Genomic DNA, 15980 nt, shown 5'->3' with positions numbered 1-15980 from the left:
CTCAATTAAGTTGCTTACTTAGTAAGGGATTTGGATAATTATCGCTTTGATCTTCGGCTACATTATCCAAACACTTAAAATCTTTTTCAACTAATAAATAAAGTGGGCCGTTGGTTTCCTCAAATCCTACCCTATCTGTGGTCGCCCAGTTTTTGGCCATTAACTCCGGCATAAAAAGGATTATTTTATGGTTATCAAAACTGGCCGATAACTGATCTGAGCCATCACGCTGCAAAGCGTACGTTAATACATTGCTGCCAAAAACAGTCACTTCTTCTAAATAGCCTTCTTTTGTAAAGCGGTCAACATCACTTTTGGTAAGTCTGTACCGTAATGAGTTTCCTTTGATCCTGATCTTCATATACTATATTATATAGTGTGTAAATTATTTAGGCAGATAAACCTGCTACCTCGCCTATAATAATAATAGCCGGATATGTTAGCTGATGCGTAGCGGCCATTTCGGGCAGGTCCTTAACCTTTCCCTTAACCGCTTTTTGATGAGGCAGCGAGGCATGTTGAATAATTGCCGCCGGTGTTTGCCCCCTACCCTCAGCTACATAAGTTTGGGTAATGGAATCAATTTGTTTCATGCCCATATAAATTACCACAGTAGCATTACTTTGCATGGCCAGCTTCAGATCGGCAGATAAGGTGCCGTCCTTTTTAGTGCCGGTTATGATCCAGATACCTTCGCTCATGGCCCGGTGGGTTAGCGGGATATCCAAAAATCCTGAAGCCTGCATACTGCTGATTCCTGGAATGAAATGGGTTTTAATACCTTGCTCCCGCGCATACATAATTTCTTCAAAGCCCCGGCCAAAAATAAAAGGGTCTCCCCCTTTAAGGCGTACTACACTGCCTTTGGTAAAAGCATAATGCTTTATCATTTCATGAATGGTTTCCTGCGGGGTATAACTACCATAAGGATGCTTGCCAACATAAATTTTTTCGCAGTCGGCTTTTGCAATATCGAGTAATGCCTTGTTAGCCAGGTTATCATATAATATAACATTGGCCTGCTGCAAAATTTTATATCCTTTCACGGTTATTAATTCCGGGTCGCCGGGACCTGCGCCTAAAACAAACAATTCAGGAAATGGAGCTTTATCTTCCATATATTTTATTAAAAATCTTAATTACCACCAATTATAATCAATTTTCAACACATTAAAATCATACACATCATAAAAAAATGCAAATTTTTACACTTATACATCGTAATTTATTACCAATATCATAAAAATGACTAAAAATTTAAATTTTATCACTTCAAAATATTGAAATAATGATTTAATTAGTTATTATTGTTACCATAATGCTTTAAGGTCGCAATTAAAATGCATTATAAATACAGTTTTTGCTTTAACATTTAAAAAATTAGGATATGTTTCAACCAACCATCGTAGTTGTTGGCAATGGAATGGTAGGTTATAAGTTTTGCGAAAAACTGATAGCCAAATCATCACATTTCAATATCATTGTTTTTGGCGAAGAATCCCTCATGGCTTATGACAGGGTTCACCTCAGCGAATATTTTAACGGCAAGTCCGCAAACGACCTATCGCTCTCCACTGCTTCATGGTACACCGACAACGGCATAAAGTTACATCTTAATGATCCCGTTCAGGAAATAAACCGTTCCGAAAAAACAGTTCATTCACTAAAAGGACTCACCATACAATACGATTACCTGGTAATGGCTACCGGATCATCGGCTTTTGTACCTGATATTCCGGGCGTTGAAAAAGAAGGTGTATTTGTTTACCGCACCATTGATGACCTCGACCTGATCAAAGCCTACGCTACCAATGCCAAAGTTGGTGCCGTAATGGGGGGCGGCCTTTTGGGGCTTGAAGCCGCGAAAGCATTAATAGACCTGGGCATACAGGAAACACACGTTATTGAATTTGCACCCCGGCTAATGCCCCGGCAAATAGATTCCGCGGGCAGCGGTATGTTACTATCCAAATTAAAAAGTCTTGGATTAAACATCCACCTTAATAAAAGCACATCAGCTTTTGTTGGCGAACACAAAATTGAAGCCCTGCGTTTTAATGACGACACCAGCCTGAATATCGACATGATGGTCATATCCGCAGGTATCCGCCCGCGCGATGAACTGGCAAAACTGGCCGGGTTGCATACCGGCACCCGGGGCGGTATAATAGTAAATGAAAGAATGCAAACCAGCGACGAGTGCATTTTTGCCATTGGCGAGTGCGCCCTTTACGAAGGTATGATATATGGCCTTGTAGCCCCCGGCTACGAAATGGCCGACATTGTAGCATCTTACTTAACCGGAGGCGAGAAAGGCTTTTATGGTTACGACATGAGCACCAAGCTTAAACTGATTGGTGTTGATGTGGCCAGCTTTGGCGATGCCTTTATTACCGAGCCCGATTGCCGCACCATTGTATTTGAGGATACCCACAAAGGCGTATACAAACGCATCAACATTAGCAATGATGGCAAGTACCTGCTTGGCGGCATTTTAATTGGCGATGCCGATGCCTATAACATGCTGCTGCAAACAGTTAATAACAAAATTGCATTACCTCCAAACCCCGAAGACCTGATATTAGGTTCAAGAGGCGGCGAGGCCAGCGAAGGCGCCGGTGTAATGAATCTGCCTGACGAGGCGCTGATCTGCTCCTGCGAGGCTGTGAGCAAATCTGGTATTTGCTCGGCGGTTAATGATGGAGCCTGCACCATTGACGCGATAAAGAAATGCACTAAGGCCGGTACCGGTTGCGGCGGCTGCGTTCCATTGGTTAAAGACCTCATAGCAGGCACCCTGAAAGCTAATGGCCAATACGTTAAGAATGTAATTTGCGAGCATTTTGAATACTCCAGACAAGAGCTGTTTGACCTGGTAAAAATAAATAAGGTTAAAAACTACGACCTGGTGCTTGACCATTTTGGCAAAGGCGATGGCTGCGAGGTTTGCAAACCGGCTGTAGCCAGCATCCTATCGAGCCTGTGGAATGATGTGATAGTAAAACAAGGCACCATACAGGATAGTAACGACCGCTACCTGGCCAACATACAAAAAGGCGGAACTTACTCTGTTGTACCACGTATTCCGGGTGGTGAGATCACCCCTGATAAATTGATAGTAATAGGCCAGGTAGCCAAGAAATACGGATTATACACTAAAATAACCGGCGGCCAACGTATTGACATGTTTGGCGCGCACGTAAATGACCTGCCCGAAATTTGGGAAGAATTAATAGATGCCGGTTTCGAGAGCGGGCACGCCTATGGTAAAGCTTTGCGTACCGTTAAAAGCTGCGTGGGCAGCACCTGGTGCCGATTTGGCCTGCATGATAGTGTATCATTTGCCATTGAAATTGAAGAACGGTACAAAGGGATCCGCGCACCGCATAAAATAAAAGGAGGGGTTAGCGGCTGTATCCGCGAATGCGCCGAAGCACAATCAAAAGACTTTGGCATTATAGCTACCGAAAAAGGCTGGAACCTGTACGTTTGCGGCAATGGCGGTTCCAAACCACAGCATGCGCAATTACTGGCTACCGATGTTGACAACGTGACCTGCATTAAATACATCGACAGGTTCCTGATGTTCTACATTAAAACTGCCGACCCGTTAACCCGTACCGCCACCTGGCTCAATAAAATGGAAGGCGGCATGAGCTATCTGAAAAACGTAGTTATTAACGATAGCCTGGGCATTGCCGAAAAACTTGACGAGGAAATGCAGCAACTGGTTGACACTTACCATTGCGAATGGAAAGAGGTGGTAGAAAACCCCAACCTGCGCAAACGCTTTGCCCACTTTGTTAACGCACCCGAAGAAAAAGATCCYTCGGTAAAATTTGAAGCTATGCGCGAGCAGGTAAAAGCACAATGGTAAAAGCTATTAATTATATCGAAATAAACATTAAAACTTCCGGTCTTTCGGACTAAAAAAACATAAACATGGAAACAGTAGCAGATATTCAATGGATTTTAGCTTGTTATACTGATGACGTGCCCGAAAACGGTGGCGCCTGCGTAAAACATGGTAATGAACAAATAGCATTATTCAATTTTTCGCGCCGGGGCGAGTGGTATGCCACGCAAAATCTTTGTCCGCATAAACAGCAAATGGTGCTTTCGCGCGGCATGATAGGGAGCACCGGCGAAGATTGCACGCCCAAAGTGGCCTGTCCATTCCACAAAAAAGCATTCTCGCTCATTAGCGGCGAGTGCCTGGATGATGAAAGCTATCAAATAAAAACCTACCCGGTAAAAGTTACCGATGGTAAGGTTTATATAGGGGTTGCTTAATTATGGCAGTTTGAATTTACGGAAAGAAAGCATCCTGGGCCATTTTTGAAAGTTCTTCATGATTAGTAATGCTGATGCTTTTTCCTGATAAACCGATCAGTTTTTCACTCACCAGTTCGTTCATCATCCGGAAAACGGTTTCATAAGTAGCCCCGGCATAGGATGCCAGATCCTGCCGGCTCAGGTCTATATTAATAAAACCATCGGCAGTTGCGCCAAATTGATTTTGGAGGGAGATCAACGCTTCGGCAACACGGCCTTTAACCGACATGTGTGCCAGGTTTCGCATCTTCCGTTCAGACTGCTTTAGTTCTTCCATAAAAAACAGGAGCAACTGGTGCGTAAAATCAGGATTAACCTTTAATGAAGCTTCAAAAAATGCCACATCTACATAACAAACCACCGTTGGTTCCAGCGCTGCTGCAGATATTGGATAGGTACTGCCAATACCCAAACCCCGGTGACCAAAAATTGAACCTTGTTTTGCAAAACGAACAATGAGCTCCTTATCCTTATCCCATTTTTTATAAACTTTTACATTACCCGAGTAAACAAAGTAGATTCCCGTCACCGGATCACCTTCTTTAAAAATCACTTCGCCTTTTTTTACTTTATAATTTGTTTTATGAGCCAAAATTGCCGGCTGCCACTCATTCAAGCAATTTCTACACAAAAAACAGCTCTTAGTATCACAAATATTTTGACTTTTTTTCATTAACAGTATTTTACTCTACACAAATAACAGAATTTGCAATATTAATTAATAAATACTACAAATCAAGCGCACCAATAACATGATAAATGTCACAATTTGTAACATTTTTATAAAATAATCGAAATTAAATCAAAAAATCGATTTTAAAATCATTATTATGAGAATTTATGTCAATTAAAATGAACAAAAACTAAATTTTATATTATAAATATGTTATTTAATCAGTTTCTATGAAGTATAAAATTAATAATTTGATAAAAAAATTGATTTTTATGATTTAAATCATAAAAATATCAAAATAAACTTACAATTATTGTTAAACTATACCAATTTGGATATATTTATAACAATTAAAAGTCATTAACAAAGAAACAACAAAAATTAAATGCCTATGGATGCAAACATTTAAATACAGAACATAAAAAAGCCCTGCCGGGAGGTCGCATTCCCAGACAGGGTTAAACAGTTTTCATTGCTTTAACAAATAAAAAACTATTTCAAATGTACAAAAATGTATTAAACCAATACACTATTCCTGCCATTGCATTTATCCTTGTTTGTTTTTCCTGTTCAAATGTAAATGCACAGATCTCTTTTTCGGGACAGTTACGAACAAGGGGCGAGTTAAGGGATGGTTACGGTACCCTGCAAACTACAGGGTACAAAGATGCAGCGTTCATTTCCCAGCGAACGCGTTTAACACTTAATTACAGATCAAGTAAACTCATTTTCCACACCGCTATTCAGGATGTAAGGCTGTGGGGGCAGGATGCCTCTACAACAACTTCTGCTGATGGTAACAAATTAGGGCTGCACGAAGCCTGGGCCGAAATCATTTTATCCAACAAAAAAGACACTTCTTTTAAAAACTCACCCCTTGATTATTTTGCTGTTAAAATTGGCCGCCAGGAACTTGTTTATGATGATGAACGCCTGCTGGGTAATCTGGACTGGACACAACAGGGCCGCCGCCATGACGCCATTGTATTAAAAATGCTTCAAAATGGCTGGCAGCTTGACCTCGGTGCCGCATTCAACCAAAATTCCGACGCTATTAATTACAACGGCACTTATTATACACCGGCTAACGTGCCTGCTACGGTAAAAGACAGTAAAGGTAACCTTGTAAATACCCCCGCTGGTTTTATTCCGCTTATTAACGCTGCCGGCATTAGCGCTAAAAATGGCAGTCCGGCATATCTCAACCCTCCCGGCTCCAATGCATCTACCCAAAACTATAAGGCTTTTGAGTATTTATATGCAGCCAAAAAATTCAACAAAACAAAAATATCAGGCTTGTTCCTGGCCGATCAGTTTAGTAAATACATACTTGATTCGGTTAAAAATACTTCGGGAGCCGATGTTGGTTATGTATACGGTAAGCGTTTTAACCAAACTGGTGTAAATACACGCTACACTACAGGACTATTGATCAATCCTGCCTTTGGCGATAAAAACCAATTGGCATTAACCGGCGGCTTTTACTACCAGGGAGGTCATGACCGCGAGGGCTTATCACTAAGCGCTTACACCATTACCACATCTATAACTTATAAACCAAATACTTTAAGCTACGCCGCCGGCTGGGATTACCTGTCGGGCAATGATGCATTTTCCACTTCAAAAACCAACCATCGCTTTGACCCATTATATGGTACACCGCACAAATTTTGGGGATACATGGATTATTTTTACGCGGTAAGCGGCTCGCCAACGGGCGGTTTAAGCAATCCTTATTTAAAAATAAAGTATGCATCGGCCAATAACCGCTTTACAACAGAGCTGGCTAATCACTATTTTTTATTAGCCCAAAACCAGAAAAACATTAATGGTCAGGCTGTAAGTAAATACCTCGGTACCGAGTTTGACCTTACTACCGGTTATAAGCTAAATAAATTTACTGGTATTGATCTTGGCCTCTCCTACATGGCAGCCACCCGCAGTATGGAGTATGCCAAAAACATAACACCCGGCACAGCTAATTTAAAGCCGGTATGGGCCTACCTGCAGATCAACATAAAACCCGAATTTTTAAATAAATAACCCCTTACAATTAAAAATTTAGAACCATGAAAAATCAACTTACTAAACTCAATATATTTTCGGTAAAGGGTGTGCAAATGCGCACGTTCCATATCACCTGGCTTATGTTTTTTGTTTGTTTCTTCGGCTGGTTTGGTCTGGCGCCATTGATGCCCACCATCCGTACCGAATTGCACTTAACAAAAGGTCAGGTAGGTAATATTATCATAGCGTCGGTATCGGCAACCATCATAGCCCGCCTTATTATAGGTAAGCTTTGCGATACCTGGGGACCACGCAAAACGGCTATCAGGTTATTGTTGGTAGGATCATTACCTGTATTCTTCGTGGGCCTCGCACATGACTATACCACTTTTCTATTGTTCAGGCTGGCTATCGGTATTATCGGCGCATCGTTTGTAATTACCCAGTTCCATACCTCCATGATGTTTGCACCCAACCTAAAAGGTACTGCTAACGCGGTTACCGGTGGCTGGGGTAATTTAGGTGGCGGAGTAACTAATATGGTAATGCCCTTAATATTTGCAGCCATTGTAGGTTTTGGTTATACTAAAGCCGAAGCCTGGCGCTATGCCATGATCGTACCTGGTGTAATGATGCTGGTTATTGCTTTTTTATATTCAAAATACACTAAAGATACCCCCAACGGAAACTATGACGAGGTTGGCTATACCCAGGGCAAATCATCAAAAACCGATTGGAGCGTACTTGCCGACTGGCGCATTTGGGCTTTAACCCTGGCTTACGCTATGTGCTTTGGCATGGAGATCACTTTTGATAATGTGGCCTCGCTTCACTTTGTTGATTCGTTCCATTTATCACAAAGCCAGGCTGGTTTTTGGGCCGGCATCTTTGGGTTCATGAATTTATTTGCTCGTGCTTTGGGTGGTATAGTATCTGATAAGGTTGGCAACAAATTTGGCATGCGAGGCAAAGGCTTATTGCTTGCCGGGGTGCTACTTTTCGAGGGTTTCGGACTGATATTATTCGCGCAATCGGGTACGCTGTTGGCCGCCATTGTTTCTATGTTATCGTTCGCGCTGTTCCTTAAAATGGCAAATGGCGCTACCTATGGTATAGTGCCGTTTGTAAACACCAAAAATGTGGGACTGGTAAGCGGCATAGTTGGTGCCGGTGGTAATTTCGGTGGTATGCTGTTCGGCTTCCTGTTCAAGTCCGATTCCATTACTTATGTGCAGGCATTCACTTATATAGGATATACCGTTATCGCGGTAGCATTAATAGTTTTCATTACCCGTTTTTACAAACAATCGGTTCCCAGTACAGAAACTGACCCTGTAATAGCAGGCAGTATGGCATAATTTACAATGAGCGTAAAAGCATCAACATCTAAAAACAGGTTAACCGCCAATGCCGTAACCTCCACCTGCTGTTATTGCGGGGTGGGTTGCGGCGTTGTGGTGAACAAAGAAAAGAACGGTACCATTACGCTTCAGGGAGATGCAGCGCACCCCGTAAATAAAGGGATGCTTTGCAGCAAGGGACTTAACCTGCATTATACCGTAAATGATAAAAGCGACAGGCTGCTTTATCCGCAGATGCGGTACAACAAAAGTATGCCCATGCAACAGGTAAGCTGGGATGAGGCGCTTGATCGCACTGCCGCTGTTTTTAAAACTTTTATTGATAAATACGGACCAGATTCCGTAGCCTTTTATGCCTCAGGACAGTGCTTAACCGAAGAATACTATGTGGTTAACAAATTGATGAAAGGGTTTATCGGCAGCAATAATATCGATACCAATTCGCGTTTGTGCATGAGCAGCGCGGTTGCTGCTTATAAAATAGCCCTGGGCGAGGATAGCGTTCCCCTTTGTTATGATGATATTGAACTGGCCGACTGCTTTTACATTATGGGCGGTAACCCGGCCTGGTGCCACCCTATTTTATGGCGCAGGGTTGAGGCGCACAAAGCGGCTAACCCCAATGCAAAGATCATTGTGGTTGATCCGCGGGTCACGGATACCTGCGCCATTGCCGATCTGCATTTACAGATCAATCCGGGTACCGATATTACCCTTAACCATGCCATAGGCAGGTTATTGATAGAGAACGGCGACATCGACATTGATTTTATTAATAACCATGCCGAAGGCTTTGAGCAGTACAGCACCATTGTTTTTGAAAGAACGTTATCTGAAGCAGCCCATATTTGCGGGCTGCGCGAAGCCGACATCCGCCTGGCGGCAAAATATATTGGCGAGGCAAAAGGGTTTATTACTATGTGGACCATGGGCCTTAATCAAAGCGCTATTGGTGTAAACAAAAACCTGAGCCTAATTAATTTAAACCTTATTACCGGGCATATCGGAAAGCCCGGCTCGGGCCCGTTATCATTAACAGGTCAACCCAATGCTATGGGCGGCCGGGAAGTTGGTGGATTGTCTAACATGCTCCCGGCCCATCGCAACCTGGCCAATCCCCTGCACCGGGAAGAAGTACAAAAATTTTGGGGCGGTACAACTATACAACCCAAGCCCGGCTTAACGGCTACTGAAATGTTCGAGGCTTTGAACGATGGCCGCTTAAAAGCCATCTGGATCATGTGCACCAACCCATTGACCAGTCTGCCTAATGTGCGCCTGGCCGAGGAAGCTTTAAAGAAAGCCAAATTTGTAGTAGTACAAGAGATCAGTAATAAGCCTGAAACTTTGGCTTATGCCGATGTGATTCTCCCCGCTGCTGCCTGGGCCGAAAAGGAAGGTACCATGACCAACTCCGAACGCCGCATCAGCTATCTGAATAAGATTCTGGAAGCGCCGGGCGAAGCCCTACCCGATGCCGAGATCATTTGCCGCTTTGCCCGCAAAATGGGTTACAAAGGTTTCGATTTTGAAAACCCGGCTGCTATTTACGCCGAGCATGTAAAGCTCACCGCCAAAACCAACATTGACATTAGCGGATTGAGCTATGCTGTTTTAAAGGAACAAAAAACTGTACAATGGCCCTATAAAAAGAAAAGTCAAGCCAAAGGCACGCCCCGTTTATTTATTGACAAGATATTTTATACACCATCAACAAAGGCGGTGATCAGCCCGGTTGCGGATACCTTGACCAGCGAGATGCCCGATGACGAATTTCCATTCATATTAACCACCGGCCGTATCCGTGATCAGTGGCATACGATGAGCAAAACGGGTAAGGTAAACAAACTTAACCAGCATTATAAACAAGCTTTTTTAGAGATCCACCCTAATGATGCTGCCACATTGCAGCTTAAAGAGGGCGATATCACTGTGATCACATCGCGTAGAGGTGAAGTGAGGGTACAAGCCAAATTAACTACTCAAATAAAACAAGGCGTGGTGTTTTTACCCATGCATTGGGGCAAAATTTTAAATAATGACCTTAACCGGGCTAATAACCTGACCAGCGATAAAGTTGATCCTATATCAAAAGAACCTGACTTTAAATATTGTTCCGTTAGTCTGCAAAAATACAAAAAGCCATTTCAGCGCATTGTAGTAGTTGGCGCAGGTGCAGGCGCGTATGGCTTTGTAAAATCGTACCGGGAACTGAACCCTGATGATGAGATCACGATATTCAGTAAAGAGAATCATCCTTTTTATAACCGTGTCATGCTGCCCGACTACATTAGCGGCGAACAAACATGGGAGCAACTGGTAAAAATGAAGGACTCGGAAGAGCCGGCCTACAAGATCAGGATGCTGCGGGGTGTAAGTATTGAAAAAATTGACCGGGCTAACAAGCAGGTTACCGACTCACGGGGAGTTAAAACACCTTATGATATTCTGCTATTAGCCACTGGCAGCCGGGCATCGGTACCTAAAAACGTACCGTCGCTACCGGGCATATTTACCATGCGCAGCCGTAACGATGCCGATAGCTTTATAAAGCATGTACCGCAGGGTGGTCATGTTGTAATTGTTGGCGGTGGTTTACTGGGTTTGGAAATGGCTGCTTCGTTGCGAGAAATTGGCATCAGGATCACTATTGTACAGCGTGTATCGCGCTTTTTAAACCGACAGTTGGATGTGCTGGGCAGTCAGCTACTGGCAGAAGAAATGGCTGATCAGGGTTGTGATATTTATTATGACGATGAGGTGCAGCTGTTCTACGGCCGGTCTAAGTTAACAGGGGTTGGTTTAAAGAGCGGGAACAAAATAGATTGTGATGCCATGATATTAGCCATTGGCACCACCCCGAACCTGGAGATAGCTAAAGATTGCGGGCTGGATTGCAAGCGTGGTGTTATTGTAAATGAACGCATGCAAACCAGCGACCCTGACATATATGCCATTGGCGAAATTGCCGAGTTTGAAGGAACCATGTATGGTATTACCGCAGCCGCCGAACAACAAGCAGAGGTAATGGCCAAATACATGAACGGCGATATTGCCAGCTATTATAAGGGCACGCTGTTCATGAACATCATTAAAATTCATGGGTTTGACCTGTGCAGCATCGGCTTGTCTGAATGCCCGGATAATCAAAACTATGAGGAAATTGTGTTTATTGACAAGGCCAAACGTTACTATAAAAAATGTATTATTCACGATGACAGGCTGGTTGGCACTATCCTGATAGGCGATAAAAGCGAGTTCCTGGAGTTTAAGGAACTGATAGCCAATAAAACCGAACTGAGCGAAAAACGCATCCAGCTATTACGCAGCGGCAACAAGGCCGAACCTGTATTGGGCAAACTGGTGTGCAGCTGTAATAATGTTGGCAGCGAAAACATCCAGAACAAGATTGCTTCGGGATGCGATAACCTGAAGGACCTGTGCAATAGTACGGGTGCGGGAACCGGTTGCGGATCATGCCGGCCCGAAGTAAAACGGCTACTGGAAGAGATGCTTAAAAATGATGTTTTAGTAAAATAAGGAAGGCGATGGAGGAAAAAGAAACTTATTGTATCAAAGTAAATCTGCCGGGTGGAGTGGTATCTGCCGGAGATCTGTATGAGCTTTTACTGATTGCCGAAAACGCGGGCGCTCAGGCTATCCGGGTTGGCAACAGGCAGCAATTGTTTTTCTGCATCGAGGCTAACCGACTGGAAGATATGGAAACAGACATGCTGCGGGCTGAGATCGACTATGAAATAAACGAAGATGAGTTTCCAAACATCATTAGCTCCTATGTTACCGATGCTGTTTTCAATAGCGAAAGCTGGATAAAAGAAGGGGTTTATAAAGATATTTTTGATCTGTTTAATTTTAAACCCAGATTAAAGATCAACCTGGTTGATAAGCATCAAACTTTTGTACCTTTCTTTAGCGGCAATTTTAATTTCATCACCTCTGATGTAAGCAATTACTGGTACCTGTATATCCGTTTCCCAAAAACAAATGACATATATTGCTGGCCTTCGCTGATTTACTCAGATGATATCCCGGTTATCAGTAAAATAGCCGAAAAAGTGATTGCCGATCATAAAGCGCTGTTCTACGACCAGCAAAATATCAATTATCAAAAATTCCATAAACTGGTTATTGCCGAAAATGAATTTATTGATCAGCCTATAACCGAGCCATTGAAACTGCCCGATTTTCAGCTTCCTTATTATGAAGGCTTCAACAAGTATGTGAACAATAAATACTGGCTGGGCATTTACAGGCGTAATGAGCTGTTCCCACTGGAGTTCATGAAGGATATTTGTACCATATGCGTCAAAAACCGTATCGGCCAAGTATATACCACTCCCTGGAAATCATTAATGATAAAAGGCATCAACGAGGCCGACCGTAAAGAATGGGGTATCATCCTGAACAAATACCGGGTAAATGTAAGACATGCCTCTAATGAACTGAACTGGCAACTGGAAAACCTAAACAGCGAAAGCCTGGAACTAAAGCAGCAACTGGTAAGGGAATTTGAGGAATATGACCTGCGTACATACCGTCTTTGCTTCGCCATAAAAATGCAGCCTAAAACAGGCCTTCCGGGTTCTATCATCATCAAAAAGCGAAAAACTGATGTGTTTGATGTGTTGCATACCCGCGATTTTAATCCAAACACCAAAGATTATGTTACTTATAAAGAGAAAGTAGCACGACATGATCTTGGCCAGTGTTTGATTGGGCTGTGCAACTATTTTTATGGTATTTTAATTGACGACAGCATATCACTGCCTTCCCCATCAATTGAAATGGAGGATCAGGAGACCAACCAGGAGACCCATCATATTTATCAATGCAAAAACTGTTTCAGCATTTATGATAAAACCTATGGCGATATAATGAATGGAATTGCTGCAGGTATCGATTTTGAAACACTCATTGATTACTCATGCCCGGTTTGTGAATCATCAAAAGATAGTTTTATCCGTATAGAAAACAGAGCAACCAGCGTTAAATAAATTATATTTACGCTAAGTTATAGCTATGAGTAAATTAAACGCCGCCTTTGAGCAATTTGATGCATACAATCAAAAAGACCCCAATACTTTTACCTGGGAAAGTATTACCTATCCGCAGGAGTATTTTTTAGCTTTAAAACTATACGAGTGGGTTAATAAGCTTGACCCTAATGCCGACGAAGAATTGTTGCTCGCATCCCGTAGTCAGCACATAGGCCGTTGGGAAATACCCCGCAACACCTACCCCGAAGGCAGGGAATCCTATTTAAAATGGCGTAAGGACCTGGCCCAATATCACGCGGAAAAAGCGGCTGCCATTATGGAACAGGTTGGCTACTCCCCTGAACAAATTGCGCGTGTTAAGCAAATTTTACTCAAGCAAAAGATCAAGGTTGATCATGACGTACAAACCATAGAGAACGCACTGTGCCTGGTTTTCCTGCAATTTCAGTACGAGGATTTTCACCCTAAATATGAACCCGAAAAAGTGATCAATATCCTTAAAAAATCGCTGTTAAAAATGGATGCTCATGGTCATCAGTTTGCGCTGGGTTTAAACTATTCTGAAAAAGGTTTGCATTATATACAGGAGGCTTTAAAACTCATCAAAAGTTAACTTTTAAAGCATATTATTAAAGAGGCATTTTGTAACAATTCACTTGCATCATGCTACTATAAGCTTTATAAACAAACAATTAAGCTATTAAACCCTTTACTTATTGATAAATCAATAAGAATGTCAAAAGGGGTTAAAATAACATTAAAAGTATTAGGCAGCATTATAGCTTTGGTTATAGTTGCCTTTATTGCTGTTTTTGTCTATGTTGTTTTAAATAAGCAAAAGGTACTTAAGCTCATCACTACCGAGCTTAGTAAGAACCTGAATGGCACCCTTACCATTGGCGCGCTTGATCCTACTTTTTTCAAGGGCTTCCCGGGGGTATCCGTGGTGTTAAAAAATGTGGTAATTAAAGATAAGCTTTGGCCAGCCCACCATCATATTTTATTGGACGCTAAAGATCTTTATGTTTCGGTAAACGCCATGGCCTTGCTTAAGGGCACTGTTGACATTAACAAAATTGAGATCAGTAATGCCAATATTGATCTGTTTACAGATAGTACGGGCTATAGCAATACCGCGGTTTTTAAAGTTAAACCTAAAGAAAACAACAAACCCGACGAAAAAGCCAGCACATCAACCCAAATAAAACGCTTTGAACTGAACAATGTAAACTTTGTTGTAGACGACCGCAGGGCATTTAAACTATTTAAGTTTGAGGTAAATGATGTAAATGGAAGAATGGACTACCCCGCTACCGGCTGGAATGCTCATCTCCGGTTAAAAACACTGGTAAAAAGTTTTTCTTTTAACACCAGGCGAGGCAGTTTTTTAAAAGACAAGCTGCTAAGCGGTCCTTTTGATATCAGTTACAATAACAAGAGCAAACTTATAGTTGCTGCTCCTAATAAACTAAATATTGGTGATGATACTTTTACAATAGGCGGTAAATTTAACCTGGCTAAAGATCCGGCTGATTTTACATTAGATATCGCAAATGATAAGATCCTGTGGTCAAGTGCTGCAAACCTGCTTGCGCCAAACATCACTAAAAGTCTTAATATGTTCAATCTTGACGATCCTATTGCCGTAACCTGCACCCTTAATGGCAGTTTTGGTGGTGGTGGCGATCCCTTAATTTTTGTTACCGCCAAAGTAAAAAATAATACATTGACCACACCGGGCGGCAAAATTGATAATTGCAGCTTTAACGGTGTGTTCTCTAACAATTATATCAATGGCAAAGGATTAAATGATGATAACTCCATTATAAAACTGTATTATTTTAATGGCAGCTATAAGCAAATACCGTTTACTGTTGATACCGCAGTGGTAAACAACCTGAATGTCCCTATAGCCACGGGCATATTTAAATCACACTTTGATGTGAAAAAACTTAACCAGGTAATTGGCGAACAGAGCCTTAGATTTACTAATGGTACGGCTGATATTAAAATGGCATACCAGGCTCCACTCGTAAATTTCAGACTAACCAAACCCATGTTAAGCGGAACCGTTAATATTAAAAATGCCGATGTAAGTTATTTACCGCGTAACCTTAACTTTAAAAACACAGGTATCTCCCTCAAGTTTACCAGGAATGATCTGTTCATAAACAACATCCGACTGCAAACAGGCAATAGTGTGGCATATTTGGAGGGGCGTGTCAATAATTTTTTAAATCTGTATTATACCGCTCCCGAAAAAATATTGATAAGCTGGCAAATACGCAGTCCGCAACTGTACATAGCCGAGTTTTTAGGATTTTTGAACGCCAGGCAAAGTACTGCACATCCAGTTAAAACAAGGAACGGTAACCCCAATTTACACAACCAATTAAATACGGCTTTTGATAAAGGTAAGGCCGAACTGCACCTGCGCGTTGCTAAAGTTTATTATAAAAAGTTTTTAGCTACCGACGCCACTGCCGATCTGTTATTGGCCGATAATAGCATACATGTTCAAAATGTAAGTGTAAAGCATGCCGGTGGATCGTTAAAGTTAGCCGGGAATATTAAGCAGAACGGGGC

General features: G+C 42.2%; 11 protein-coding genes. 8 read left to right on the top strand and 3 right to left on the bottom strand.

What is annotated here, in order from left to right; genetic code table 11:
- Window position 1: 1 nt before the first annotated feature.
- Together AC1DRQ_RS19565 and cobA are read right to left on the bottom strand one after the other, a co-directional pair.
- Window positions 2-361 carry a DUF7009 family protein gene (locus AC1DRQ_RS19565; protein ID WP_477426466.1) on the bottom strand — a complete coding sequence of 120 codons (360 nt, stop codon included), beginning with the start codon at window positions 359-361 and terminating at the stop codon, window positions 2-4.
- Between the two features lie 28 nt (window positions 362-389).
- On the bottom strand, window positions 390-1118 hold the full coding sequence (gene cobA, locus AC1DRQ_RS19560) for a uroporphyrinogen-III C-methyltransferase (RefSeq protein ID WP_477426465.1): 729 nt from the start codon (window positions 1116-1118) through the stop codon (window positions 390-392).
- 269 nt (window positions 1119-1387) lie between these two features.
- Between cobA and nirB the strand changes: the two genes are divergently transcribed.
- Both nirB and nirD read left to right on the top strand, forming a co-directional pair.
- Complete coding sequence (gene nirB, locus AC1DRQ_RS19555; RefSeq protein WP_477426464.1) at window positions 1388-3877, top strand: nitrite reductase large subunit NirB; 2490 nt, start codon at window positions 1388-1390, stop codon at window positions 3875-3877.
- Window positions 3878-3942: 65 nt separating this feature from the next.
- Complete coding sequence (gene nirD / locus AC1DRQ_RS19550) at window positions 3943-4293, top strand: nitrite reductase small subunit NirD (RefSeq protein ID WP_429400484.1); 351 nt, start codon at window positions 3943-3945, stop codon at window positions 4291-4293.
- A gap of 16 nt (window positions 4294-4309) precedes the next feature.
- Here the strand turns inward: nirD and AC1DRQ_RS19545 are convergent, their stop codons facing one another.
- Window positions 4310-4927, bottom strand: coding sequence for a Crp/Fnr family transcriptional regulator (locus tag AC1DRQ_RS19545; RefSeq protein WP_477426463.1), 618 nt, complete (start codon window positions 4925-4927; stop codon window positions 4310-4312).
- A 582-nt stretch (window positions 4928-5509) separates the two neighbouring features.
- Here AC1DRQ_RS19545 and AC1DRQ_RS19540 point away from each other — a divergent pair.
- From AC1DRQ_RS19540 to AC1DRQ_RS19515, 6 genes are all read left to right on the top strand, one after another.
- Window positions 5510-7051 (top strand): alginate export family protein, encoded by a 1542-nt coding sequence (locus tag AC1DRQ_RS19540; protein WP_477426462.1) that lies wholly within the window; start codon window positions 5510-5512, stop codon window positions 7049-7051.
- A 26-nt stretch (window positions 7052-7077) separates the two neighbouring features.
- Window positions 7078-8373, top strand: a complete 1296-nt coding sequence (locus tag AC1DRQ_RS19535) for an MFS transporter (RefSeq protein ID WP_477426461.1) — start codon at window positions 7078-7080, stop codon at window positions 8371-8373.
- Between the two features lie 6 nt (window positions 8374-8379).
- Window positions 8380-11916, top strand: coding sequence for a molybdopterin-dependent oxidoreductase (locus AC1DRQ_RS19530; RefSeq protein ID WP_477426460.1), 3537 nt, complete (start codon window positions 8380-8382; stop codon window positions 11914-11916).
- A gap of 8 nt (window positions 11917-11924) precedes the next feature.
- Window positions 11925-13391: a rubredoxin gene (locus AC1DRQ_RS19525; RefSeq protein WP_429400479.1), complete on the top strand. Its 1467-nt coding sequence runs from the start codon at window positions 11925-11927 to the stop codon at window positions 13389-13391.
- Window positions 13392-13416: 25 nt separating this feature from the next.
- Entirely contained in the window at window positions 13417-14007 is a 591-nt protein-coding gene (locus AC1DRQ_RS19520) for a DUF4202 domain-containing protein (protein WP_477426459.1), read from the top strand.
- 120 nt (window positions 14008-14127) lie between these two features.
- On the top strand, window positions 14128-15980 hold a 1853-nt coding region (locus AC1DRQ_RS19515), incomplete at its 3' end, for an AsmA family protein (protein ID WP_477426458.1).

This window comes from Mucilaginibacter sp. P4_E8, assembly GCF_056401495.1.
The sequence above is the reverse complement of the archived record's forward strand: the minus strand, read 5'-3'. Positions and strand labels throughout refer to the sequence as shown.